Origin of the sequence: Escherichia albertii NBRC 107761 = DSM 17582 (genome assembly GCF_000759775.1) — a bacterium.
Taxonomy (GTDB): Bacteria; Pseudomonadota; Gammaproteobacteria; order Enterobacterales; family Enterobacteriaceae; genus Escherichia; species Escherichia albertii.
The window spans coordinates 1-24,587 of sequence record NZ_BBMY01000074.1 but is presented as its reverse complement, the minus strand read 5'-3'; the positions used below and the strand labels follow the sequence as shown (position 1 = coordinate 24,587).

Genomic DNA, 24,587 nt, shown 5'->3' with positions numbered 1-24,587 from the left:
CCAAGTGTAGCGACCACTTTTTTCATCGCTGCAATGTTATGGGTTTTTATTGTGATCGAGCCGTCAGCATTATAGCGAGGCAACGTTGGATCATCTTTGAGATAAAAGGAATCCGTCCGTTTGATGGTCCATTGACCCAGACTTAACTCTTTGTCACTAATGCCCAGCGCTTTGAACTCTGCAACAATTTTATTCTGCGCGTCTTCCAGTTTAGGAAAAAGCTCTGTCGGAACATTGCCTTTTTGTGTAATGGCAATGTTTAATTCTGCGGTATCGGCTAATACTTCTTTTTCCGAAAGCCCCCGTACGTTGACATAACGGTTATTGGTTTTTAAATGTTTAACACCATCGCCGACGAAATAACCACAGGCGCTGATCCCCAGTCCAAGGACAATAGCGGCAATTAATGAAGGTGCCTTATTCACTGATGATTCCTTATCAGATGCAAAATGAATGAGGCAATGAATGTAGTTGAGGCTGTTATTGAAAAATAGTCCGAATCAGGAGCGTGGCCGACAGCATATCGGCCACGTAATTGCAGGACCTAACGCACGTTGGCGCAGGTGAGGCAAAATGCGTAACGGTTTTGTGGATCGTTAAAGGCCGCCAGCTTGTCGCTTTCGCTTTTCACGGTCGAAGCCACTGAGGCCAGCGGTGCAGGCAGCATGGCCTGGAACGTTTCTGGCAACATCGCCCGAACTGAACCTGACATGTTGTCCATCACTTTGTCAAAGAAGGTGGGTTCATCAACGTAATATTCCAGATGCCACTGCTTCAGTTTGGCCAGCTCCGCCGCTTTGGCAACCGCATCATCAAAATCACCGAGGCTATCAACCAGACCGTTGGCCTTCGCATCCTGACCAGTCCAGACGTGGCCCTGGGCGATTTTATCAATCTGCTCGGGCGTTGACTTACGCGCATCGGCAACCAGCGTGATAAAGCGCTTATAACCGTTCTCGATGCTCAACTGCATCATCTGCTGCGCCTCCGGCGGTAGAGCTTTGGTAATGGAAATATCCGCGAGTGGGGACGTAGAGACGCCATCAGTATGCACACCAATCGAATTCAGACTGTTTTCTACGGTGGTGATTACGCCGAAGATACCGATGGAACCTGTCAGAGTGCTTGGGTTTGCCACGATGTAATTGGCAGGCGTCGAGATCCAGTAACCACCGGAAGCCGCCATGCCGCCCATTGACACAACCACTGGTTTGCCTGCGGCTCTGGCTGCCGCCAGTTCAGAGCGAATCACCTCAGAAGCTGTAACGCTGCCGCCAGGACTGTTTACGCGCAGAACAATCGCTTTTACTTTCGGGTCCAGACGAGCGTCGCGGATTTGCGCCGCAGTGGTATCGCCGCCAACATTCCCCTGAGTTTCTTCGCCATCCATAATTGCGCCATTGGCAAATACCACTCCAATGCTGTCGCCGGTATCAGCCGGCGTTTTCAGTGCATAATCGTAATAACTGATGGCGCGATAATTTTTATCTGCCTTATTCCAGCCGAACTCTTTGGTCAGCGCTTTTTCGATTTCGGCACTTGATGCCAGCGCATCGACCAGTTTGTTATCCAGCGCGTACTTCGCAGTATCGCCGCCGGTTTTGGTTAAACCATCAAGCAAACCTTGCGCGCCAGGGAATACCTGCTGAGCAGGGATCTGGCGGTTAGCGGCAACGGTGTTGAGATAGTTTTGCCACAGTTCACCAATCCAGCGACTATCAGCTTCACGGGCCGCAGGGGACATATCATCACGAATAAACGGTTCTACGGCAGATTTATACGTACCGACGCGGAACACATGGGTGGAAACTTTTAACTTATCCAGCAACGACTTGTAGTACAAACCGTTGGTGGCAAAGCCGTGCAGATCGACCACACCTTGCGGAGACAGCCAAATTTTGTTGGCGAAACTGGCGAGATAATATTGCCCCTGACTGTAATTCTCGCCAATGGCATAAACCGGTTTACCGCTGTCACGAAACTCTTTCAGGGCTTTGCCAATGTATTGCATTGAAGGTTGATCGCCACCCGCAAAGTTTTTCAGATCCATCACGATGCCGGTAATGTTACGGTCATCTTTTGCCTGGCGAATGGTGTTAACGATGTCAAACAGCGAGTTTTCCTGTCGACGATCGGAACTGGCGCCAAGCAACTGGCGGCTTAATCTGCTAAAGCGTTGTGAACTGTCAGGCTTATCGACGATAACGCCGGAAATATCAAGCAGCAATGCGCCGCGGCCAGCAGTTTCTTTGGTATCACTATTACTCACCTGCATCCAGATCCCCACGCCAACCAGCACGAGAAAAATAAAGAACAGATTGAGTACCATCTCACGGACAAAGTTCAGCAGACGCCATGTCCATTTAAAAAATCCGGCAATAAATCGCCAAAGGGTTCGCATGTATTCTCCCAGACTAAACATTACACCTGTCGCAGGCGCGCTAGATGTGGTTATCGTAATGACCCAATCGGCACTTGTCAGCAGGAATCGCGGACTGTGCTGTAACAAAATCCGCTCTCGTGTTAATTTTGTGAATAAACATCACGACAGGAGTTAATCAAATGGATGCACTCGAACTATTGATCAATCGCCGTAGCGCTTCCCGCCTGGCAGAACCCGCTCCGACGGGTGAGCAACTACAAAACATCCTGCGTGCCGGGATGCGAGCACCAGATCATAAGTCCATGCAACCGTGGCATTTTTTTGTGATTGAAGGGGAAGGGCGCGAGCGTTTCAGCGCTGTTCTGGAGCAGGGAGCGATTGCTGCCGGTGGCGATGACAAAGCTATCGACAAAGCCCGTAATGCGCCGTTCCGTGCACCGCTCATCATAACGGTGGTGGCGAAATGTGAAGAAAATCATAAAGTCCCGTGCTGGGAACAGGAAATGTCTGCCGGATGCGCGGTGATGGCAATGCAAATGGCGGCGATCGCCCAGGGGTTTGGCGGCATCTGGCGCAGTGGTGCGTTAACTGAAAGCCCGGTAGTGCGCGAAGCATTCGGTTGCCGGGAGCAGGATAAAATTGTTGGATTCCTCTACCTCGGTACGCCGCAACTGAAAGCGTCCTCGTCGATAAACGTCCCGGACCCGACGCCGTTTGTGACTTATTTCTGATAATAACCGCGAAACTGTCTGGATTGTGAGCAAAGGCGCAGGAATTCAGACACTCTCACTTATCACGTCACGGAATGAGGGTTACCATACCCGGATTGCATTGACAGGAGATGTCCATGAGCGAGAACTCGATTCGTTTGACCCAATACAGCCACGGCGCTGGCTGTGGCTGTAAAATTTCCCCAAAAGTGCTGGAAACCATCCTGCACAGCGAGCAGGCGAAGTTTGTTGATCCGAATTTGCTTGTGGGTAATGAAACCCGCGACGATGCGGCGGTGTACGATCTGGGCAATGGCACCAGCGTTATCAGCACCACCGACTTCTTTATGCCGATCGTTGATAATCCTTTCGATTTTGGTCGTATTGCTGCGACTAACGCCATCAGCGATATCTTCGCGATGGGGGGAAAACCGATTATGGCGATTGCGATCCTCGGCTGGCCGATTAGTAAACTTTCCCCGGAAATTGCCCGTGAAGTGACCGAAGGTGGTCGTTATGCATGCCGTCAGGCGGGGATTGCGCTGGCAGGCGGTCACTCCATTGATGCCCCGGAACCGATTTTCGGTCTGGCGGTGACGGGGATCGTCCCAACTGAACGAGTGAAGAAAAACAGTACCGCACAGGCCGGATGCAAATTGTTCCTCACTAAACCGCTGGGAATTGGCGTTCTCACCACTGCCGAGAAGAAATCACTGCTGAAGCCGGAACATCAGGGCCTGGCGACGGAAGTCATGTGCCGAATGAACATCGCAGGCGCCTCCTTTGCCAACATTGAAGGCGTAAAAGCGATGACCGACGTCACGGGATTTGGTCTGCTGGGGCATTTGAGTGAAATGTGTCAGGGTGCAGGCGTCCAGGCGCGCGTGAACTACGAAGCAATTCCGAAACTGCCGGGCGTAGAAGAGTACATTAAGCTGGGCGCAGTGCCTGGCGGCACCGAACGCAACTTCGCCAGCTACGGTCATCTGATGGGCGAAATGCCGCGTGAAGTGCGTGATCTGCTGTGCGATCCGCAAACTTCCGGCGGTTTGTTGCTGGCTGTTATGCCAGAAGCAGAAAACGAGGTTAAAGCTACCGCAGCCGAATTTGGTATTGAACTGACGGCGATTGGCGAGCTGGTGCCTGCGCGTGGTGGTCGTGCCATGGTTGAGATCCGTTAATTCAATGCGGTTGTTTATTGCCGAAAAACCGAGTCTGGCGCGCGCTATTGCCGATGTCTTGCCGAAACCGCACCGTAAAGGCGATGGCTTTATCGAATGCGGCAATGGTCAAGTGGTGACCTGGTGTATTGGTCACCTGCTTGAGCAGGCGCAGCCAGATGTCTACGACAGCCGCTATGCGCGCTGGAATCTGGCGGATCTGCCGATTGTCCCGGAAAAGTGGCAGTTGCAGCCGCGGCCTTCCGTGACTAAACAACTTAACGTCATCAAACGCCTTTTGCACGAAGCCAGCGAAGTCATTCATGCCGGAGACCCGGATCGTGAAGGGCAATTGCTGGTAGATGAAGTGCTGGATTATCTGCAACTGGCGCCGGAAAAGCGTCAGCAAGTTCAGCGTTGTTTAATTAACGACCTGAACCCGCAGGCCGTTGAACGGGCGATTGAGCGTCTTCGTTCCAACAGCGAGTTTGTACCGTTGTGCGTGTCTGCGCTGGCGCGGGCGCGTGCCGACTGGTTGTACGGCATCAATATGACTCGCGCGTACACCATTCTGGGACGTAATGCGGGTTATCAGGGCGTGCTTTCCGTTGGGCGCGTACAGACGCCAGTGCTTGGGCTGGTGGTGCGCCGCGACGAAGAAATTGAACACTTTGTGGCGAAAGATTTCTTTGAAGTCAAAGCGCATATTGTGACGCCTGCCGATGAGCGGTTTACCGCTATCTGGCAGCCGAGCGAAGCGTGTGAGCCGTACCAGGATGAAGAAGGGCGCTTGTTGCATCGTCCATTGGCGGAGCATGTGGTTAACCGCATCAGTGGTCAGCCAGCGATTGTCACCAGCTATAACGATAAACGGGAATCAGAATCAGCACCGCTGCCGTTTTCGCTTTCGACATTACAGATTGAAGCGGCAAAGCGTTTTGGGCTGAGTGCGCAGAACGTGCTTGATATCTGTCAGAAATTGTACGAAACCCACAAGCTGATTACTTATCCGCGTTCCGATTGTCGTTATTTGCCGGAAGAACATTTCGCCGGACGTCATGCGGTGATGAATGCCATCGGCGTTCATGCGCCGGATCTTCTGCCACAGCCAGTAGTTGACTCGGATATACGTAATCGCTGCTGGGATGACAAAAAGGTGGATGCGCACCACGCTATCATCCCGACCGCTCGCAGTTCTGCCATCAACCTGACGGAGAACGAGTCGAAGATCTATAGCCTGATTGCCCGTCAGTATCTGATGCAATTCTGCCCGGATGCCGTGTTCCGTAAATGTGTTATCGAACTGGAAATCGCCAAAGGCAAATTTGTTGCTAAAGCCCGTTTTCTTGCTGAAGCAGGTTGGCGTGCGCTGTTAGGCAGCAAAGAGCGTGACGAAGAAAACGACGGTACGCCGCTGCCTGTAGTAGCGAAGGGCGATGAGCTGCTGTGCGAGAAAGGTGAAGTGGTGGAGCGGCAAACCCAGCCGCCACGTCATTTCACAGACGCGACGCTGCTTTCGGCAATGACCGGGATCGCGCGCTTTGTGCAGGACAAAGATCTGAAAAAGATCCTTCGTGCCACCGATGGTCTGGGGACAGAAGCGACTCGCGCCGGGATTATTGAACTGCTGTTCAAGCGTGGCTTCCTGACCAAAAAAGGGCGCTATATCCACTCCACTGACGCCGGAAAAGCGTTATTCCATTCGTTGCCAGAAATGGCCACGCGACCGGATATGACCGCGCACTGGGAATCGGTACTGACACAAATCAGCGAAAAACAGTGTCGCTACCAGGACTTTATGCAGCCGCTGGTGGGAACGTTGTATCAGTTGATTGATCAGGCAAAACGTACACCGGTACGGCAGTTTCGTGGCATAGTGGCCCCGAGCAGTGGTGAATAGAAGAAAAAGGCTTCACCGCGCAAGCGAACGTCGAAAAAAAGCCCGCCATCGGAAGAGGCCGGTAATGGAGCGATAATATAATGCGTTAATGCAGAAGGTTTTCGTAGGCCGGATAAGGTATTCACGCCGCATCCGGCACAAATGCCTGATGCAACGCTTGCGCGTCTTATCAGGCCTACAGATATCTGTTCTCAGATTCAGAAGATTTTCGTAGGCCAGACAAGGTATTCACGCCTCATCCGGCAAAGTTGTCTGATGACTTAAATCACCCCTTGCGCCAGCATAGCATCGGCAACCTTCACAAAGCCGGCAATGTTCGCGCCTTGTACGTAGTTGGTTTGCTTTCCTTCGCCGCCGTGTTCAACACAAGCATGGTGGATATCCAGCATAATGTGGTGTAAACGAGCATCAACTTTCTCGGCTTTCCAGCCCAGACGCGCAGCGTTTTGCGCCATTTCCAGCCCCGATGTTGCTACGCCGCCAGCGTTAGCCGCTTTACCTGGTGCAAATAGTATGCCTGCCTGTTGGAATAGCTCGGTCGCTTCGATGGTGGTAGGCATGTTTGCCCCTTCGGCGACCGCCTTAACGCCATTGGCGATAAGCTGATGTGCGGCGTCAACGTCCAGCTCGTTCTGGGTCGCACATGGCAGGGCGATATCAACCGGCACGGACCACGGCTGTTTGCCTTCAAGATAGACCAGACCAAATTCTTTGGCGTAATCTGCTACGCGACCGTCACGGCTGGCCTTGATTTCAATAAGACGTGCCAGTTTCTCTTTGGTAAATCCGCTTTCATCAACCACGGTGCCGCTGGAGTCTGATGCGGTAATTACGCGTGCGCCAAATTCCATCGCTTTTTCGATAGCGTACTGAGCGACGTTGCCGGAACCTGAAACGGAAACGCGCATCCCTTCAAAACCCATACCGTGGCGTTTCAGCATCGCTTCTGTGAAATAAACCAGACCGTAACCGGTGGCTTCCGGGCGAATCAAGCTGCCGCCAAAAGAAAGCCCCTTACCGGTAAAGACGCAGGCGGTGTTGTTGGAGAGCTTTTTCATCATCCCTGCCATAAAGCCGACTTCACGGCCACCAACGCCGATATCGCCCGCTGGAACGTCGGTATCTGCGCCCAGGTGACGATACAGCTCGGTCATTAACGCCTGACAGAAACGCATCACTTCGCCTTCACTTTTTCCTTTTGGATCGAAATCGCTACCGCCTTTACCTCCGCCCATCGGCAGGGTAGTCAGAGCATTTTTGAAGGTTTGTTCGAAACCGAGGAATTTGAGAATGGAGAGATTTACTGATGGGTGGAAGCGCATACCGCCTTTGTACGGGCCGATGGCGGAGCTGAACTGGACACGCCATGCGCGGTTGACCTGTACTTGATTACGGTCGTCAACCCATACCACGCGAAACTGGATCACGCGCTCTGGTTCAACCAGACGCTCCAGTAACGACATCTGGCGATATTTGGGATTTTGTTCAAGAAAAGGCCAGAGAGTGGTCATTACTTCACGAACGGCTTGCGCGAACTCGGTTTGATTCGGGTCGCGCTTTTGGACATGGTTGAGGAATGATTCCAGAGAATTTGTCTGATCCATAGATATAAAACCCTTATATATTAATACGATTGTGTTTGTGTTGTGTGCGTAAAGCGCTTTTGCAGTTTTCGACTATATCATCAAGAATGTGACGTTAAGCAAGAAAAAAATGACACCGGAAAGCAAATTAATAACGAGATGAATCTCATCACCAAATGCAATGACTCAGACGCTAAAGTTTTGCCGCCAGGCTACCGTTATCAGTAGCAGAGATAACAAAAACTAAGGAGTTTCCTGTGAGTCGAGCATTGTTCGCTGTCGTGTTGGCATTTCCGCTCCTGGCGCTGGCTAACCCGCATAATCGTTCGGACGTAGAAGTTAATGTGCCGGCGGAGGTGTTTAGTTCAGTTGGACAGTCTGCGCAGCCCTGTAATCAGTGCTGCGTTTATCAGGATCAAAATTATTCTGAAGGAGCAGTAATTAAGGCGGAAGGCGTTTTGTTGCAATGCCAGCGGGATGACAAAACCCTTAGTACGAATCCATTGGTCTGGCGGCGTGTAAAGCCATAAACGCCTGAAGTAGCGGAATATCAGCAGGGGCTAGTGGATGTTGCAATGCCTCTTCTGGCAGACACCAGATCAGTGCCTGATGTTCGTGCGCCCGTAACGTACCGAAAAACGCCGGTACGTGCCAGGCATGGAGATGAATCATCCGACCCGAAACTTCCCGCTGATGGCTGGCAATATATTCACCAATGGTCGCGTCGATACCCAGCTCTTCGCGTAACTCGCGTATCAACGCTTGTGGTTGGCTTTCTCCTGCTTCCACTTTCCCTCCGGCAAATTCCCATAATCCCGCCTGATCGCTTTGGGAGGAGCGTTGCGCGAGTAAAATTTTGCCATCACGTTCGATGATGGCGGCAACAACATCAATCATTTTCATAAATTACACACGGGCAGATAAGTGAAAAATGCCATAATATCCGCAGAGTTGCCCAATCAGAAGGGCTTTATATGTAAGGAGTACCTGTGCTAGACCGCCATCTTCATCCGCGAATAAAACCGTTGTTGCACCAATGTGTACGACTACTGGATAAACCTGCAATTACCCCTGATGGTTTAACGTTGACGGGGTTTGCCATCGGCGTGCTGGCGTTACCGTTTCTGGCACTTGGCTGGTATCTGCCAGCGCTGATGGCCATTTTGCTGAACCGATTTCTTGATGGTCTGGATGGTGCGCTGGCCCGGCGCAGAGGGTTAACCGACGCGGGAGGTTTTCTGGATATCTCGCTGGATTTTCTCTTTTATGCGCTGGTGCCGTTCGGGTTTATTCTCGCTGCACCGGAACAAAACGCGCTGGCGGGCGGCTGGCTGCTGTTCGCATTTATTGGCACAGGCAGCAGTTTTCTTGCCTTTGCGGCGCTGGCGGCGAAGCACCCGATTGATAATCCGGGCTATGCACATAAATCGTTTTACTATCTGGGCGGACTAACAGAAGGCAGCGAGACGATTTTGCTGTTTGTGCTGAGCTGTCTCTTTCCGACACATTTTCCGTGGTTTGCGTGGATTTTTGGCGCGCTCTGCTGGATGACGACATTTACGCGAGTGTGGAGTGGTTATCTGACGCTGAGAGGATATGAGGAACGACAAAAAAGCGATAGAGGGCAATAAATGCGATTATCGGGTCGTTATGATCAAAAAAGCTAAACCCAGAAAAACACAGACCACGAGCGTGAGCCCTGAGATGAGCAAAATGGTCCAGATAATCCAGCTCGTTTTACTGGAACTCTCCTCAGCGGCTTTGATTCTTCGCCATACCAAAATAGCGACGATGAGGCTTGCCAGTAGGGGAAATATCACGACATAGCCAATAAAGGCGTGAAAGAAGGGAATTGAAACATACATGTCGGGCCCTTTATTCCAGCTAACAGGAAAAAAGATAAACAGCTAAATTTAAAAGGGGTTAACTCGTCAGCCATGCGATGAAAAGCAGAAAGCCAACGCCGGCACTGATAACAATCGCCAGAATCGCATCACGCCAAACGCGCCAGTGCTTACCTACATAGTCCGGCCCGGCATTATGTTTCTGCCAACTATTTAGTGCCACGCTGATACCAGCGATGATTGGCAGGATCACCAGCAATACCAGTGCGAGAGTTGCGATGTCATTAAGCCGTTGTTCACTTATCATGTATTGATTATCCTTAATCCATGAGTTGCCGGGATACTCCGGTGGCAGTGAAAAATAGCCTGCACAATCGGGGGTACTCTCCAGGTCATGTCGGGTAACGCCGTTACCCGACAGAGGCACTTTCGCTATTCCGGTTTACGATCGCCCGTTGCTACCGGGTTTTTCGGATTGCTGCTCCATTCGTACCAGCCGCCGTCATACACGGAGACGTTATTCCAGCCCATTGCCCGTGCGTACATAAAGGTTTCTGACGCACGCCAGCCGGTGCCGCAGTAGAACGAGACTTGCTGATCCGGTTTGATATTCCATGCTTGCCACATAGCGGTAATATCATCGGCGCTGCGCATCGTACCGTCTGGATTATGGAAATCTTCCATATGGGTTGAGTCGCTGCCTGCGTGTCCCCAGCGTGCGCCCGGAATTTCACCTTTTGGTTTGATATAGCTGTAGCCACTGGTAGTGCCGATAAATTCCGGCCAGGAGCGAATGCTGACCAGCGATGCATCCTGGCGATGCAGCAGGCCACGCGCTTGCTCCATATCCAGCATCAGTTGCGGTTGTGCTGGGATCTTCACGCCGAAATCCGGTTCCGCGTTCACTTTCGGTGGTGTACCACGCTCAACGGGCAGACCCGCGTCGGACCAGGTTTGCCAGCCGCCGTCCAGCAGGCGTACATCTTTCACTCCTGCGTAGAGCATAATCTGCGCCACGCGCGCTGCTGCATAAACGTCGCGACCATAAAGAATAACAGTGGTGTCATGACGAATGCCGTGTTTTGCCAGCATCGCTTTCAGTTGCTCATCAGAGACTTTATTCCACAGCGGTTCACTTTCCACTTCATTGGTATCGATGTAATCGGCGCCGGGAATATGGCTGATGAGATAAAGTTTCGGTGCGCCCCAGGCCGCTTCAATGACTTTCCAGTCGCCAGCAGGTTTCGCCGTAACTTCTTTCCCTTGTTGCAAATTGTGCAGCCATTGCGGGTAAACCAGCTGCTCAAAGTGCGGTAGTTTTTGCAATCGGGAAGGATTGCTAAGGGCGTCGCTTAAGGTGGAGATTTTTGTGAAGCCTGCTTTCTGAAGGCGTGATTTGACGGCTTTGACATCTTTGTCATTTCCGTACAACGCTACCGGCGCATCGGTTTTCAGGTTATGTTGCTTGATCCATTCATTGAGTTGTCCGGCGCTCATTTTGTCGAGCCAGCTCGCAGAAAGATTTAAGGCGGCAGGTTCATGACCGGAAGGGCCATTTAAGGTTTGGGGCCAGCCGTTATAAAACGCGCTGGGGCGAGTATCTATCGCTTTGCCATTTTGTTGTTGAAGCTGGTCAAGTGTAAGAGGCTTCGCCAGTTCAGCGGCCCACGAAGAAGCGCAAGCCAGCCCTAAAGCCATTGCCAGCGCGGTCATTTGAGAAACACGTTTCATCGAAAATCCCGACATTGTAGTTTTGAGTGCGTCATTCTGAACTGACGTATCAGGAAAAACTTTGCGTTATCGCAGCTTGTTGTAATTTTCTGACCATTGCGTCATATCCAGAACGGGACTATCGGCGGGAACATCCTGAAGATCGTGAGTTACCTGAACGACGGGGATCGCCAGTTTGCGAACTTCATTAAATACCCACTGACGAAAATTATCACGCAGAGTTACGTCAAGACGGCTGAACGGTTCATCAAGTAGTAATGCTTTGGGTTGGGCGAGAAGGGCGCGTAGCAAGGCAACGCGTGCGCGTTGCCCGCCAGACAGAGTTGCGGGATCCTGATGGAAAGTTCCACTTAGCCCCGCACGCTCAAGCGCATCATTCACGGCATTGCGCCGCGCTGTCCCCTTGAGCGTCGACGGTAGCGCCAGCAACAAATTTTGCCCGACGCTGAACTGGTCAAATAACAGCGCATCCTGGAAAAGAATGCCAATCTGGCGTTGGGCAGTGGGCAGAGCGTCGATGCGTTGCTCATTAAGCCATAACTCGCCTCTACAGGAAAACTCCCCGGCAAGCGCACCGATCATCCACGAAAACAGGGTTGATTTGCCGCAGCCTGATGGGCCCATTAACGTGACAATGTCACCGTTATCTACCGTAAAGTTGACGTTTGCCAGCAAAGGGGTTTCAGACAAACGCAGTGAAACATTTTTTACGCGAAGCATTAGCGGAGTCCTTGTCTGGCGTAACCGGCCCATTTTGACATTAAAGCGGTGAGGGCAAAAACCAATAGCGGCAACAGCAGTTGCCATAGCGCCTGGGTGGCAAGAATACTGTTGCTGCCGCCGCTGCTTAACGCTACGGCTTCGGTGGTCAACGTCGGGAAGCGTCCCGTGCCCAACCATAACGTCGGCATATATTGCGCAATACTCACCGAAAAACCGACAGCGAATGCGATAAGCGCAGGGCGTAGCATTAACGGGCATTTTACATAAAAGAATATTTTACCACGTGACCAGCCCAGCGTTTGCGCAATCAGAATTAACCGCGAGTCGATGCGCTGCCAGGCAGGTTGTAGAATAAACAGCATCCATGGCATCACCCACAGCAGGTGCCCCCAAACTATGGCCGACTCGCTACCATCCAGATACAGCCACAGCGTCAATGTGTACTGACCTGCGACCAGCGGCAGCGCCGGTAATAATATAGGCAGCCAGATCCAGAACTGCCGACGTTTCGGCCCCCATTCCAGCCACAGCAACAATATGATTACAGCGATGAATGTCGCGACCAGCCCCATCTCCAGACTATTAAACAAGGCTTCGTTGTTGATCGTCGACCGATCCGCGAGGATCGCCAGTAACAATAAACAGAGTACGCCAGTAAGCGGTAAGAACTGTGCCAGAGCTTTGCCGGGAAGTAAGGGAGTAGTACGCTGGCGAATGCCATCTTCCCGGGGAATAGTGCGCCGCCAGGCGCGCCACAGTAAATAGCCAGGCAAAACGCAGGCGGCGAGTAACAGCATGAGCAGCAGGCAGGCAAGCGCGCCTTTCGTCTGTTGGTCAGTATCGCCCTGGGTTAACCACTGCCAGCTTATTACCGCCAGCGTCGGTGGATTGCCCGGGCCAAGGATAATCGCCACATCCACAACCGACAGCGACCATGCCACAACCGCCAGCATCGCCATAGCCAGTGCGGGAGCGACGGAGGGCAGCAACAGCCAGTTCAGACATTGCCAGCGGTTGTAGCCCAGAGAATCCAGTACAATCACTTGTTGCAACAGACGTTTTTCGCTGAGTACCGCAGACAAGATCCACAACAGAAAGGCGCTTTCTTTTACCGCCAGGGCAATACCAAGACCGATGCCGTAGCGGTCCATCAACGGGGTGAGAAAAGGGAAATAGTCATACACCAGACCGCCTTCTGCAAACAGTAGCAGGACGCTGGCGGCAAATGCGACGTGTGGGATGGCAAGTAGCCACGGCAGACGAGCGCACAAGCGCAGCCATTTTGCGCCAGGCCATAGCGCCACAATCACCAGCAGGGCAATAAGCAAGGCGCCCACTGCCGCAATAGACGTTGAAACCAGCGTCGCAAGTAGCGCCTGTGGTAACTGTGGATCGGCAAATAATGCCAGCCAGTTTGTCAGTGACATAGCCGGCGTTGCCAGTGTGAAAACAGCCAGGATCAGCGGCGCATAGATCGCCGCCATCACAGCCCATAGCAGAAAGATTAATGCGTACCGTAACGGCGTAGCCATTCTTGTTCCAGCGCATTTACCCAACCTGCGTGCGGTTCTGCCAGTACCGGCGGCAGACCTTGCGGCATTCGTGCTTGTAATGTTTCGCGTTGTCCATCAGGCAGTTTCTGCGGATCGAGAACGGATGGATCACCCCAGACAGCCGAGTCTGCCTTACGCAGTTGTGCATCAGGAGAGAGCAGGAAATTAGCGACGACTTTTGCCGCCGCGCTGGCATTAGCGTTGGCGGGGATAGTGACGAAATGCACGTTGCCAATCATTCCCTCGCGAAAGCCAAAGCTGTAACTGCTGGCAGGTAAATCGCCACTGGCTATTTTTTGTTGCGCGTGAGCAGGGTTAAAGGTCAACGACAGGCGCAACGAGCCCGCTTTCAACAGGGTATCCATTCGTGCGGGAGAGGGCGGGAAATCCTTGCCCTCACGCCACAAATACGGATGTAGCGCATTGAGATATTGCCATAGCGGCGCAGTAACGCGGGCAAAAGTTGCATCGTTCGGCGCTTCTTTTAATGCGCCGGGCTCTGGCGTCAGCATGATCAGCAACTGTTCAAGAAACGCGGTGCCGGTAAAGTCCGGTGGGCGCGGATAAGTGACCGTACCAGGATTGGCTTTGGCAAATTCCAGCAACGCTTGCGGCGTTTGCGGTGGTTGTGGCGTGAGGTCGCGTCTGGCAATAAAGGTCAGTTGCGCGCCGCCCCAAGGCGATTCAGCCCCTTCGGTTGGCACAGAAAAATCTTCCCGTACCGGCAGTTGTGTATCGACGTAACGCCAGTTGGGAAGCGTTTCTGCCCAGTCGGTTTGCAGTAAATTGGCCTCTTTTAAGGTGCGGAAGTTTTCGCCGTTCACCCATAACAGATCCACTGAGCCACCTGTTTTACGCCCCGCCGTGGCTTCGGTCTGGATGCGTTTTACTGCGTCTGCGGCATCGGCGAGACGCACGATTTTCAGGTTAATGGCATAGTGGGTTTTCATCTCGCCGCTGACCCAGTCGAGATAGCGGTTAATTGCGGTATCGCCGCCCCAGGCGTTAAACCAGACGGTTTGCCCTTTGGCTTCGTCTTTGATTTCCTGCCAGTCACTGGCATGGGTTGCCAAAGAAAATAACGATAACAATCCCAGCAACCACACACAATGGCGCATCATTTCTCCTTAAGAACGTTTTTCAGGAAGTCGGCAGAGTCCCTGGGCGGGAATGTCCATAGCAGAATTAAAACGAGCCGACAGATTTTGCAGGCCGATTAATGCTGTTAACTCGGTGAGTGCCTGCGCATCAAAATGGGCAGTTAGTCGGGCGCGCAGGGCATCGTCCACCGTAGGCGGCGTGACGCTGGCGGCTTCTGCGTACTCCAGCGCCAGTCGCTCCTCGTCGCTGAACAATGGGCTTTGTCGCCAGTCAGACACCGCCAGCAGTTTGTCAGTGCTGCCGGTGCGCTCAGCGACTTTCATACTGGTGATATCCACGCAAAACTCGCACAGACACATTTGCGCAATGCGCGCGCTGACAAGCGATCGCACCACCGGATCCAGCGGTGAGCGTTTGCGTTCCAGCCAGCCGACAAACATCGACACCAGATAAAAAATAAACGGGATCCGCCCCCACCAGCGAACAGGACTTAGCACCTCGCCATAATGACGACGATGTAGCCACGCCTGCGGACGTAAAATGAAAGGAATTTTGCTCAGCGGCGGTAACCCCATCAGGCATTCCTCTTTTGGCGTTCAAGCCATATTTTTTTCGCCATAAAAATCACCACGGTCAGAGCAAACAGAATAAACAGTCCGGTGACAAACCAGAATGTGCCGCCTGTTAACATGCTGCCCGCCCAGGAATAAACAATGGTCGCCGGTAACTGACCGAGCCCGGTGGCAATAAAAAACGAGCGAAAACGTATTGAAGTCAAACCGGCAGCATAGCTGATTGGATCGAAAGGGACAAAAGGCAATAACCGGCATACCAGGATAGTATGTTTGCCGTAGCGGGTAAAAAAACCGTCCATGCTGTCGAGCACGGTTTTACCCGTTAACTTTTCTACCACTTCGCGGCCCATCACTCTGGCAATAAAAAAGCACAGCGCCGCGCCAGCCATCGAACTGGTCCACGACAGAAGGCCACCCCAGAATGCGCCGAACAGCGAGGCATTGGCAAAGGTAATTAAGAATGCCGGTAGCGGCGCGGCGATGGCCTGTAAAATCATCAAAAAGAATGAGACCACTGCCGCTTGCGCGCCATAAGACTGAATAAAGTGCTCAATACCCTGTTGGTCCACGGCGGCAAATGCCGCAACGCTGTGATTGATAAAATCATGGACGCCGGGAAGCAGCGCCCATGCGAGCAGCGTGGCGAACAACAGGATGATGATGGCGGCACGGTAATACCAGATTTTACGCGGTTGTATCTTCATCATCCTTTATCCTGGGGGTTATTCGACAACTTTAAAAGTAACCGTTGCCAGCGTGTTATCTGGCGGTAATACTGACGCATTGCCTTTGAATTTCACTTCGCCGCGTTTTTCTACCGCACCATAAGTGTATGTCGCATTGCTGACAATGCCGACCGGGCAGCTATCAAGACATACCAGACAGCCTGTTTTTTTCTCTTCCGCCGCTGCTAAATTACCACCAAAGCGCATATCCAGTTTTTTGCTATTACTATCGACAATTACCTCATCAAAGGAATAAGTTTTTGTCGCGCCTTGCCAGTTCACTGAAATATCCAGTTTGCTGCCAGCGACATGTGTGGCTTCTTTATTATCCATTGTCATGTTTTCGCCCGGCGTAGCGCCTGCCTGTTTCAGGGCTTCATAAAATGCTTTTGGTGTGGCATACCCCATAAACAGCGATTTATGCCCGTTGGAGCCCTCTTTAAATACAATGCCGTGGCGAGTATCGTCGGTGAGGAAACGCCCATTAATTTGCACCAGCATGGTGACCGTATGGTTATTGGCATCGACGCGTAGCGGCTGGCTGGTCGAAAGCCCGTCGTACTCCACTTTTGCCGTCGTATTCTCTTTTTGATCGCAGCCACCAAGCCCCGCGGCTGCCAGTAAACACAGCGCAGCCAGTCCTTTTTTCCATGATACTGAATAATGTTGCAACATCGTTCTATCCTTCGTTTTTAGGGTGAGTAAGTGGGCTGTGGCGAGAAGCAGACAGATCCACCTGTTTGTGTCGGGCATAGAGTCTGGCGAGCTGTACGAGAATAAACAGCATCAGGCCAGCCAGACAGAGTTTTAATGTAAAGAGCAGCGTAACGTCTTCACTGGCGAGGTCGCTGGCCATCACGGTATAAATAACGATCCCCGGTAGCGTGGTTAATGCTGAAATAAGGGTATAAGGCCAAAAGCCTATCGCGGTTAATCCGTAAGCGTAATTTTGTATATTGTAAGGAAATAGCGGGATTAAGCGGGTCAGAATAAGAAAATCAACGCCGCTACGTGAAATTCCTTTTTCAATGGCTTGAAAAGTATGAGTATGGCCGACGTATTTCAGTAGCAAATCACGTCCCAGCCAGCGCGCTAGTAAGAATGAACACGCTGATGCCAGCGTAGCGGCAATCAACGAAAGCAGAGTACCCAATAGCGGGCCAAAGGCAATTCCGCCTGCGATTACCAGTACGCTTCCCGGTAATAGAAAGAGGGTGGCGACGATAAATAACAGAATATAGAGGCTATAGCCGAGAAATCCACTCTGGCGAATGAGTGTTTGCAGGTGAGGTAAATCAGTGACCAGATCGAATAAATTGAAAGCGTGGATAGCATAAATAAACGGCACAAAAATAAGACAGATAAGAAGTAATTTATGCTCTGCTTTCATCGTGGGGGTTCCTATATCAAAACTTGATAATAGAGAAGTGGTCAGACAACTAAAAACGCAGTGACGGTATAACAAAGGTGGGCGGGGAACAAATCATTACTGACAGTTTGTTGATTTTTCTCAAGGTTCATTCTCCTGACTTACAATGAGTCAGGAGAATGAAGATATTAGCGGCGGAAAGTTGCCCACACAGGAGCGTGATCTGACGGTTTTTCCATACTGCGGATTTCATAATCAATGCCGGTTTCTACGCAGCATTCCGCCAGCGGCTGGCTGGCAAGCAGCAGATCGATACGCAGGCCACGGTTATCATCAAAACCTTTTGAGCGGTAATCAAACCACGAGAAACGGTCCGCAGTTTCTGGATTAGCGTGGCGGAAGGTATCTACCAACCCCCAACTGAGCAGACGCTCCATCCATTCGCGTTCTTCCGGCAGGAAGGAACATTTTCCGGTACGCAGCCAGCGTTTGCGGTTCTCTTCGCCAATGCCGATATCCAGATCGGTGGGGCTGATATTCATATCACCCATAATCAGCACCGGATTCTCGCGTTTGAGTTCGGTTTCCAGATAGTTTTGCAGGTTCAGGTAAAACTGTGCTTTCGCCGGGAATTTAGTGGGATGGTCACGGCTTTCGCCCTGCGGAAAGTAACCGTTGATCACGGTGACATTGCCCAGCGGCGAGGGAATTTCCGCCATAATAATCCGCCGCTGAGCGTCTTCTCCATCGCCCGGGAAGCCGCGACGTACGGTAATCGGCGTCTCTTTGGTCAGCAGCGCCACGCCATAATGGCCTTTCTGTCCGTGATAAAACACGTTGTAGCCGAGTTTTGCCACTTCTTCGAGTGGAAACATATCGTCATGAACTTTTGTCTCCTGCAGGCCAATGACATCCGGTTGATGCTTCTCGACGATGGCTTCAAGCTGGTGAGGTCTGGCGCGCAGGCCGTTGATATTAAAAGAGACAAATTTCATAGTCGCTGCCATTTTTGCAAATAAAGAGTGGGGGGATGTTAGCAGAAATTCGTCTGGCTTACCGCTTGTTGTTAAGTGATTTGATCGATGGTTGTTAATGCTGACAACGATGGATCAAAAATGCTCGCTTTTGGTGCAGGCTGCGTCGAAATGGCGCACTAATTTCCAGTAAATTTCGTTAACGATCACAATTTTAGAATTATATTTCACTTCTGCATAACATTTCGTTTTTTATCCTTTTTATTCAACTGTATCCCGAACGTATTCACTTTATATGCACGTTAAATGCATATCATCAGGTTATAACTTGTTGATTTCCAGATAGCTGCTCTCGTTTATGCACTTTTGTCACTGGCTGGCACAAACCCTGCAATCTACATTTACAGCGCAAACACACCAATTATTAACATATAAATAACGATTTATTTACTGCAGAGGTCGCTATATCTCAGCCAATTACGCGTGAAAACTTTGATGAATGGATGATACCTGTTTACGCACCGGCACCGTTCATTCCGCTACGTGGCGAAGGTTCACGCTTGTGGGATCAGCAGGGGAAAGAGTATATCGACTTTGCGGGGGGCATTGCGGTAAACGCGCTGGGCCATGCGCATCCCGAACTGCGCGAGGCGCTGAACGAACAGGCAAGTAAGTTCTGGCATACCGGTAATGGCTATACCAACGAACCTGCATTACGGCTGGCGAAAAAACTTATCGACGCGACTTTTGCCGATCGCGTGTTCTTTTGTAACTCCGGCGCGGAGGCCAACGAAGCGGCGCTGAAACTGGCGCGTAAATTCGCTCACGACCGCTACGGCAGCCATAAGAGCGGTATTGTGGCGTTTAAAAATGCCTTTCACGGGCGCACGCTGTTTACCGTCAGCACGGGCGGACAGCCAGCCTATTCACAAGATTTTGCGCCACTGCCGCCGGATATTCGTCATGCTGCGTATAACGATATTAACTCTGCCAGCGCGCTGATCGACGACTCTACCTGTGCGGTGATTGTCGAGCCCATCCAGGGCGAAGGCGGCGTGGTGCCTGCCAGCAACGCATTTTTACAAGGTCTGCGTGAACGGTGTGACCGCCACAATGCTTTGCTGATTTTTGATGAGGTACAAACGGGCGTCGGGCGCACAGGGGAACTGTATGCCTATATGCACTATGGCGTAACGCCCGATTTGTTAACTACCGCCAAAGCTTTGGGTGGCGGTTTCCCGGTTGGCGCGCTGCTGGCAACCGAAGAATGCGGCCGCGTGATGACCGTTGGTAGCCACGGCACGACCTATGGCGGCAATCCGCTGGCCTCGGCGGTGGCAGGTAAAGTACTTGATTATTAACACGCCGAAAATGCTTAACGGGGTTAAACAGCGCCACGACGGGTTTGTTGAGCGTCTTAATACCATTAATCACCGTTGTGGTTTGTTCAGTGAAATCCGCGGATTAGGTCTGCTAATTGGTTGTGTTTTGAATGCCGATTACGCCGGGCAAGCGAAACAAATTTCGCAAGAAGCGGCAAAGGCTGGCGTGTTGGTGCTGATTGCCGGAGGTAACGTGGTGCGTTTTGCTCCAGCGCTGAATGTCAGCGAAGAAGAAGTGACGACGGGGCTGGATCGCTTTGCAGCAGCCTGCGAACGTTTTGTGAGCGGAGGTCCATCATGATGGTCATCCGTCCTGTTGAACGCACGGATGTTGCGGCGTTGATGCAGCTTGCCAGTAAAACGGGGGGCGGACTGACGTCGTTACCCGCCAATGAAGCTACACTTTCGGCGCGTATCGAAAGGGCCATAAAAACCTGGCAGGGCGAACTGCCCAAAAGTGAACAAGGTTATGTGTTTGTGCTGGAAGAGAGCGAGACAGGCACTGTAGCGGGTATTTGCGCCATTGAGGTGGCGGTTGGGCTGAACGATCCCTGGTATAACTATCGCGTTGGCACGCTGGTTCACGCGTCAAAAGAGCTGAATGTTTACAATGCGTTACCGACGCTGTTTCTCAGTAATGATCACACCGGCAGCAGCGAACTGTGTACGCTGTTTCTCGACCCGGACTGGCGCAAAGAGGGCAACGGCTATTTGTTATCGAAATCGCGCTTTATGTTTATGGCGGCTTTTCGCGACAAATTTAATGACAAAGTGGTCGCTGAAATGCGCGGGGTGATCGATGAACACGGCTATTCGCCGTTCTGGCAAAGCCTCGGCAAGCGTTTCTTTTCGATGGATTTTAGCCGCGCCGATTTTCTCTGCGGTACCGGTCAAAAAGCGTTTATCGCTGAACTGATGCCAAAACACCCAATCTATACTCACTTTTTATCCCAGGAAGCGCAGGACGTCATCGGGCAAGTGCATCCACAAACCGCACCTGCCCGCGCGGTGCTGGAGAAAGAAGGTTTCCGCTATCGTCACTATATCGACATCTTCGACGGTGGGCCGACGCTGGAGTGCGATGTCGACCGTGTTCGCGCCATCCGCAAAAGCCGGCTGGTGGAAGTGGCTGAAGGACAACCTGCACAGGGCGATTTTCCGGCCTGCCTGGTCGCCAATGAAAATTATCACCATTTTCGTGTGGTGCTGGTGCGCGCCGATCCGGCTACCGAGCGTTTGATTTTAACTGCCGCGCAACTTGATGCACTGAAGTGTCACGCCGGGGATTGTGTTCGTCTGGTGCGTTTGTGCGCAGAGGAGAAAACAGCATGACTTTATGGATCAACGGTGACTGGGTAACGGGCCAGGGGGCGCTGCGCGTGAAGCGAAATCCTGTATCGGGCGAGGTGTTATGGCAGGGCAATGATGCCAATGCCGCTCAGGTCGAGCAGGCTTGTCGGGCCGCCCGTGCGGCGTTTCCGCGTTGGGCGCGATTCTCCTTTAGCGATCGCCAGGTAAGAGTTGAACGTTTTGCCGGACTGCTGGAAAGCAATAAAGCCGAATTAACCGCGATTATTGCCAGAGAAACGGGTAAGCCGCGCTGGGAAGCGGCAACCGAAGTGACAGCGATGATCAATAAAATCGCGATATCAATTAAGGCATATCATGTTCGTACCGGCGAGCAGCGCAGCGAAATGCCGGACGGCGCGGCGAGCTTGCGCCATCGTCCGCACGGTGTACTGGCAGTGTTCGGTCCGTACAATTTCCCCGGTCATCTGCCTAATGGACATATTGTTCCGGCGCTGCTGGCAGGCAACACAATCATCTTCAAGCCCAGCGAGCTGACACCGTGGAGCGGAGAAGTGGTTATGCGTTTGTGGCAGCAGGCTGGATTGCCGCCGGGGGTGCTGAACCTGGTCCAGGGCGGGCGCGAAACCGGTCAGGTACTCAGCGCTCTGGAAGATCTTGACGGTTTGCTGTTTACCGGTAGCGCTAATACCGGCTACCAGTTGCACCGCCAGCTTTCCGGTCAGCCGGAAAAGATTCTCGCCCTCGAAATGGGCGGCAATAATCCGCTGATTATCGATAAGATGGCGGATATCGATGCCGCAGTCCATCTGACCATTCAGTCGGCATTTGTCACTGCCGGGCAACGCTGTACCTGCGCCCGCCGTTTATTGCTGAAAAACGGGGCGCAGGGCGATGCATTTCTTGCCCGCCTGGTTGCCGTCAGCCAGCGTTTAACGCCGGGCAACTGGGACGACGAACCGCAGCCGTTTATTGGTGGGCTGATTTCTGAACAGGCCGCACAGCAGGTTGTTACTGCCTGGCAGGAACTGGAAGCATTGGGTGGGCAAACGTTGCTTGCGCCACGTTTGTTACAAGCGGGAACATCGCTGCTAACTCCAGGGATCGTTGAAATGACAGGCGTTACTGGCGTGCCGGATGAAGAGGTATTTGGACCGCTATTGCGCGTCTGGCGTTACGATACCTTCGATGAAGCGATTAACATGGCGAATAACACGCGTTTTGGCCTCTCTTGTGGTCTGGTTTCCCCCGAGCGGGAAAAATTCGATCAACTGTTGCTGGAAGCGCGGGCGGGGATTGTTAACTGGAACAAACCGCTTACCGGCGCCGCCAGCACCGCGCCATTCGGCGGTGTTGGCGCTTCCGGCAACCATCGCCCCAGCGCCTGGTATGCGGCGGATTATTGCGCCTGGCCAATGGCAACTCTGGAGTCATCTTCATTAACGTTGCCCGCCGTACTTAACCCAGGGCTGGATTTTTCTGATGAGGTGGCGCGATGAATGCTTGCGAAGTCAATTTCGATGGGCTGGTGGGGCTGACACATCATTACGCTGGTCTGTCGTTTGGTAATGAAGCCTCCACTCGCCACCGTTTTCAGGTCTCTAACCCGCGACTGGCGGCAAAACAGGGCTTACTGAAAATGAAAGCCCTTGCCGATGCGGGATTTCCCCAGGCGGTGATCCCGCCACATGAGCGTCCGTATATTCCGGTTTTGCGCCAGTTAGGGTTCAGAGGCAGCGATGAACAGGTGCTGGAGAACGTTGCCCGTCAGGCTCCACACTGGCTTTCCAGCGTCAGTTCCGCGTCGCCAATGTGGGTGGCGAATGCTGCCACGGTCGCGCCGTCTGCCGATACGCTGGATGGTAAAGTGCATTTCACGGTCGCCAACCTGAACAATAAATTTCACCGTTCGCTGGAAGCGCCAATCACCGAATCATTGTTAAAGGCGATTTTTAACGATGACGAGAAATTCGTCGTTCACTCAGCGTTGCCACAGGTGGCCTTGCTCGGTGACGAAGGGGCGGCAAACCACAATCGACTCGGCGGTCATTACGGCGAACCCGGTATGCAGATTTTTGTTTACGGGCGAGAAGAGGGTTACGGTTCGCGGCCTTCCCGCTATCCGGCGCGGCAGACCCGCGAAGCCAGTGAGGCAGTCGCCAGGCTAAATCAGGTTAATCCACAGCAGGTGATTTTCGCCCAGCAAAACCCGGACGTTATTGACCAGGGCGTTTTTCATAATGATGTAATTGCTGTGAGCAATCGCCAGGTGTTGTTTTGCCATCAACAGGCATTTGCTCACCAGGCGCAATTACTGGTAAGCCTGCGTTCGCGGGTTAATGGTTTTATGGCAATTGAAGTTCCTGCGGCGCAGGTGTCCGTAGCGGATGCGGTTTCTACCTATCTGTTTAACAGCCAGTTAGTAAGCCGTGATGATAGTTCAATGATGTTAGTGCTGCCGCAGGAGTGCCGGGAGCACGCCGGAGTGTGGCGTTATCTCAATGGGTTGCTTGCCGCCGATAATCCGATCAGTGAACTGAAAGTTTTTGATTTACGCGAGAGTATGGCGAACGGCGGCGGACCGGCGTGCCTGCGTTTGCGCGTAGTATTGACGGCAGAAGAATGTCGGGCAGTCAATCCGGCGGTGATGATGAACGATACGCTGTTTAATGCGCTCAATAACTGGATAGACCATTACTATCGCGATCGTCTTACTACCGCCGATCTGGCCGACCCGCAGTTGCTGCGTGAAGGGCGAGAAGCGCTGGATATGCTAACTCGTTTGCTGGATCTCGGTTCGGTTTATCCGTTCCAGCGCGAGGGAGGGGGAAATGGATAATTTTCTCTCCCTGACTCTGACAGGGAAAAAGCCCGCCATCACCGAGAGGGAAAGCAACGGTATTCGCTGGCGCTGGCTGGGCGATGGATTACTCGAACTGACGCCGTTAACACCACCGCAAGGCGCGATGGTGCTTTCGGCAGGGATCCACGGCAATGAAACGGCGCCAGTGGAAATGCTGGACGCCTTGCTTAGCGCGATATATCACGGAGAAATGCCACTGCGCTGGCGGTTGTTGGCGATCCTCGGCAATCCTCCGGCATTAAAACAAGGGAAGCGTTATTGCCATAGCGATATGAATCGAATGTTTGGCGGGCGCTGGCAGTTATTTGCCGAAAGCGGTGAAACCTGCCGCGCTCGTGAACTGGAGCAGTGTCTGGAGGATTTTTATGATCAGAGCAAAGAGCCCGTTCGCTGGCACCTCGATTTACATACGGCTATTCGCGGTTCGTACCATCCGCAGTTTGGTGTTTTACCGCAACGGGATATTCCCTGGGATGAAAATTTCCTGACATGGTTGGGGGCGGCGGGACTGGAGGCGCTGGTGTTTCATCAGGCGCCGGGCGGGACGTTTACTCACTTCAGCGCTGAACATTTTGGTGCCCTGGCCTGTACGCTGGAACTTGGAAAAGCGTTGCCGTTTGGGCAAAACGATCGCCATCAGTTTGCGCCAACCGCCAGTGCGATTGCGGCGCTGCTATCGGGTGAAAATGTCAGTATTGAGAGG

General features: G+C 52.4%; 22 protein-coding genes and 2 pseudogenes. 10 read left to right on the top strand and 14 right to left on the bottom strand.

The window, feature by feature from the left end; genetic code table 11:
* Positions 1-425 (bottom strand): SIMPL domain-containing protein (locus tag EA14781_RS13740; protein WP_042335779.1); only part of this gene is annotated, 425 nt, incomplete at its 3' end.
* A 119-nt stretch (positions 426-544) separates the two neighbouring features.
* Positions 545-2,401, bottom strand: a complete 1,857-nt coding sequence (sppA, locus tag EA14781_RS13735; RefSeq protein ID WP_001259852.1) for a signal peptide peptidase SppA — start codon at positions 2,399-2,401, stop codon at positions 545-547.
* A gap of 161 nt (positions 2,402-2,562) precedes the next feature.
* On the opposite strand from sppA, the gene EA14781_RS13725 reads away from it, so the two are divergent.
* From EA14781_RS13725 to topB, 3 genes and pseudogenes are all read left to right on the top strand, one after another.
* Positions 2,563-3,114 (top strand): NAD(P)H nitroreductase, encoded by a 552-nt coding sequence (locus tag EA14781_RS13725; protein ID WP_000339272.1) that lies wholly within the window; start codon positions 2,563-2,565, stop codon positions 3,112-3,114.
* A 116-nt stretch (positions 3,115-3,230) separates the two neighbouring features.
* Positions 3,231-4,274 (top strand): selenide, water dikinase SelD, encoded by a 1,044-nt coding sequence (selD, locus tag EA14781_RS13715; RefSeq protein WP_002462270.1) that lies wholly within the window; start codon positions 3,231-3,233, stop codon positions 4,272-4,274.
* 4 nt (positions 4,275-4,278) lie between these two features.
* Positions 4,279-6,234: pseudogene (gene topB, locus EA14781_RS13710) on the top strand (DNA topoisomerase III).
* Positions 6,235-6,413: 179 nt separating this feature from the next.
* Here topB and gdhA read toward each other — a convergent pair.
* Entirely contained in the window at positions 6,414-7,757 is a 1,344-nt protein-coding gene (gene gdhA, locus EA14781_RS13705; protein WP_000373000.1) for an NADP-specific glutamate dehydrogenase, read from the bottom strand.
* A gap of 236 nt (positions 7,758-7,993) precedes the next feature.
* On the opposite strand from gdhA, the gene EA14781_RS13700 reads away from it, so the two are divergent.
* Complete coding sequence (locus tag EA14781_RS13700) at positions 7,994-8,266, top strand: YnjH family protein (protein ID WP_000085246.1); 273 nt, start codon at positions 7,994-7,996, stop codon at positions 8,264-8,266.
* Here the strand turns inward: EA14781_RS13700 and EA14781_RS13695 are convergent.
* Positions 8,226-8,639, bottom strand: a complete 414-nt coding sequence (locus tag EA14781_RS13695) for a pyrimidine (deoxy)nucleoside triphosphate diphosphatase (RefSeq protein ID WP_000781855.1) — start codon at positions 8,637-8,639, stop codon at positions 8,226-8,228. The genes EA14781_RS13700 and EA14781_RS13695 overlap by 41 nt on opposite strands.
* 86 nt (positions 8,640-8,725) lie before the next feature.
* On the opposite strand from EA14781_RS13695, the gene EA14781_RS13690 reads away from it, so the two are divergent.
* Entirely contained in the window at positions 8,726-9,367 is a 642-nt protein-coding gene (locus EA14781_RS13690) for a CDP-alcohol phosphatidyltransferase family protein (RefSeq protein ID WP_000886989.1), read from the top strand.
* Positions 9,368-9,659: 292 nt separating this feature from the next.
* Here EA14781_RS13690 and EA14781_RS13680 read toward each other — a convergent pair whose 3' ends face one another.
* The 10 genes from EA14781_RS13680 to xthA all read right to left on the bottom strand — a co-directional run bounded on the left by EA14781_RS13680 (position 9,660) and on the right by xthA (position 18,352).
* Positions 9,660-10,007 (bottom strand): hypothetical protein, encoded by a 348-nt coding sequence (locus EA14781_RS13680; RefSeq protein ID WP_241685446.1) that lies wholly within the window; start codon positions 10,005-10,007, stop codon positions 9,660-9,662.
* A 5-nt stretch (positions 10,008-10,012) separates the two neighbouring features.
* Entirely contained in the window at positions 10,013-11,311 is a 1,299-nt protein-coding gene (gene ynjE, locus EA14781_RS13675) for a thiosulfate sulfurtransferase YnjE (protein ID WP_000832674.1), read from the bottom strand.
* 66 nt (positions 11,312-11,377) lie between these two features.
* Entirely contained in the window at positions 11,378-12,031 is a 654-nt protein-coding gene (locus tag EA14781_RS13670) for an ATP-binding cassette domain-containing protein (RefSeq protein ID WP_000946667.1), read from the bottom strand.
* Positions 12,031-13,566 carry an ABC transporter permease family protein gene (locus EA14781_RS13665; RefSeq protein ID WP_000235004.1) on the bottom strand — a complete coding sequence of 512 codons (1,536 nt, stop codon included), beginning with the start codon at positions 13,564-13,566 and terminating at the stop codon, positions 12,031-12,033. Before EA14781_RS13665 ends, EA14781_RS13670 begins: the two co-directional genes overlap by 1 nt.
* Positions 13,539-14,705 (bottom strand): ABC transporter substrate-binding protein, encoded by a 1,167-nt coding sequence (locus EA14781_RS13660; RefSeq protein WP_001215381.1) that lies wholly within the window; start codon positions 14,703-14,705, stop codon positions 13,539-13,541. The genes EA14781_RS13665 and EA14781_RS13660 overlap by 28 nt, the downstream gene beginning before the upstream one ends.
* A 9-nt stretch (positions 14,706-14,714) precedes the next feature.
* The gene (locus EA14781_RS13655; RefSeq protein WP_000524091.1) at positions 14,715-15,263 is read right to left on the bottom strand and encodes a carboxymuconolactone decarboxylase family protein; all 549 of its coding nucleotides are present in this window, start codon (positions 15,261-15,263) and stop codon (positions 14,715-14,717) included.
* Entirely contained in the window at positions 15,263-15,970 is a 708-nt protein-coding gene (locus EA14781_RS13650) for a TVP38/TMEM64 family protein (RefSeq protein WP_000975800.1), read from the bottom strand. The genes EA14781_RS13655 and EA14781_RS13650 overlap by 1 nt, the downstream gene beginning before the upstream one ends.
* A gap of 15 nt (positions 15,971-15,985) precedes the next feature.
* Positions 15,986-16,663 carry a lipoprotein YdjY gene (gene ydjY / locus EA14781_RS13645; protein ID WP_000939203.1) on the bottom strand — a complete coding sequence of 226 codons (678 nt, stop codon included), beginning with the start codon at positions 16,661-16,663 and terminating at the stop codon, positions 15,986-15,988.
* A 4-nt stretch (positions 16,664-16,667) separates the two neighbouring features.
* Positions 16,668-17,378 (bottom strand): TVP38/TMEM64 family protein, encoded by a 711-nt coding sequence (locus tag EA14781_RS13640; RefSeq protein ID WP_000642659.1) that lies wholly within the window; start codon positions 17,376-17,378, stop codon positions 16,668-16,670.
* A gap of 167 nt (positions 17,379-17,545) precedes the next feature.
* Positions 17,546-18,352, bottom strand: a complete 807-nt coding sequence (xthA, locus tag EA14781_RS13635) for an exodeoxyribonuclease III (protein WP_000673943.1) — start codon at positions 18,350-18,352, stop codon at positions 17,546-17,548.
* 443 nt (positions 18,353-18,795) lie between these two features.
* Between xthA and astC the strand changes: the two are divergent.
* The 5 genes and pseudogenes from astC to astE form a co-directional block, all read left to right on the top strand.
* Positions 18,796-20,014: pseudogene (astC, locus tag EA14781_RS13630) on the top strand (succinylornithine/acetylornithine transaminase).
* Entirely contained in the window at positions 20,011-21,045 is a 1,035-nt protein-coding gene (gene astA, locus EA14781_RS13625; protein WP_000989450.1) for an arginine N-succinyltransferase, read from the top strand. The pseudogene astC and the gene astA overlap by 4 nt, the downstream one beginning before the upstream one ends.
* Complete coding sequence (gene astD / locus EA14781_RS13620) at positions 21,042-22,520, top strand: succinylglutamate-semialdehyde dehydrogenase (protein ID WP_000177334.1); 1,479 nt, start codon at positions 21,042-21,044, stop codon at positions 22,518-22,520. The genes astA and astD overlap by 4 nt, the downstream gene beginning before the upstream one ends.
* On the top strand, positions 22,517-23,860 hold the full coding sequence (gene astB / locus EA14781_RS13615) for an N-succinylarginine dihydrolase (protein WP_000990579.1): 1,344 nt from the start codon (positions 22,517-22,519) through the stop codon (positions 23,858-23,860). The genes astD and astB overlap by 4 nt, the downstream gene beginning before the upstream one ends.
* Positions 23,853-24,587, top strand: a 735-nt coding sequence (gene astE / locus EA14781_RS13610) for a succinylglutamate desuccinylase (RefSeq protein WP_042335776.1), incomplete at its 3' end; no start/stop codon positions are given. The genes astB and astE, both read left to right, overlap by 8 nt.

Excerpts from the sequence above, each read along its gene's own strand:
- EA14781_RS13655 (WP_000524091.1), bottom strand. The coding sequence starts at position 15,263 with ATGGGGTTACCGCCGCTGAGCAAAATTCCTTTCATTTTACGTCCGCAG.
- EA14781_RS13725 (WP_000339272.1), top strand. The coding sequence starts at position 2,563 with ATGGATGCACTCGAACTATTGATCAATCGCCGTAGCGCTTCCCGCCTG.
- astD (WP_000177334.1), top strand. The coding sequence starts at position 21,042 with ATGACTTTATGGATCAACGGTGACTGGGTAACGGGCCAGGGGGCGCTG.
- xthA (WP_000673943.1), bottom strand. The coding sequence starts at position 18,352 with ATGAAATTTGTCTCTTTTAATATCAACGGCCTGCGCGCCAGACCTCAC.
- EA14781_RS13670 (WP_000946667.1), bottom strand. The coding sequence starts at position 12,031 with ATGCTTCGCGTAAAAAATGTTTCACTGCGTTTGTCTGAAACCCCTTTG.
- ynjE (WP_000832674.1), bottom strand. The coding sequence starts at position 11,311 with ATGAAACGTGTTTCTCAAATGACCGCGCTGGCAATGGCTTTAGGGCTG.
- sppA (WP_001259852.1), bottom strand. The coding sequence starts at position 2,401 with ATGCGAACCCTTTGGCGATTTATTGCCGGATTTTTTAAATGGACATGG.
- gdhA (WP_000373000.1), bottom strand. The coding sequence starts at position 7,757 with ATGGATCAGACAAATTCTCTGGAATCATTCCTCAACCATGTCCAAAAG.
- ydjY (WP_000939203.1), bottom strand. The coding sequence starts at position 16,663 with ATGTTGCAACATTATTCAGTATCATGGAAAAAAGGACTGGCTGCGCTG.
- EA14781_RS13665 (WP_000235004.1), bottom strand. The coding sequence starts at position 13,566 with ATGGCTACGCCGTTACGGTACGCATTAATCTTTCTGCTATGGGCTGTG.
- EA14781_RS13650 (WP_000975800.1), bottom strand. The coding sequence starts at position 15,970 with ATGATGAAGATACAACCGCGTAAAATCTGGTATTACCGTGCCGCCATC.
- selD (WP_002462270.1), top strand. The coding sequence starts at position 3,231 with ATGAGCGAGAACTCGATTCGTTTGACCCAATACAGCCACGGCGCTGGC.
- EA14781_RS13640 (WP_000642659.1), bottom strand. The coding sequence starts at position 17,378 with ATGAAAGCAGAGCATAAATTACTTCTTATCTGTCTTATTTTTGTGCCG.
- EA14781_RS13660 (WP_001215381.1), bottom strand. The coding sequence starts at position 14,705 with ATGCGCCATTGTGTGTGGTTGCTGGGATTGTTATCGTTATTTTCTTTG.
- astB (WP_000990579.1), top strand. The coding sequence starts at position 22,517 with ATGAATGCTTGCGAAGTCAATTTCGATGGGCTGGTGGGGCTGACACAT.
- astA (WP_000989450.1), top strand. The coding sequence starts at position 20,011 with ATGATGGTCATCCGTCCTGTTGAACGCACGGATGTTGCGGCGTTGATG.
- EA14781_RS13695 (WP_000781855.1), bottom strand. The coding sequence starts at position 8,639 with ATGAAAATGATTGATGTTGTTGCCGCCATCATCGAACGTGATGGCAAA.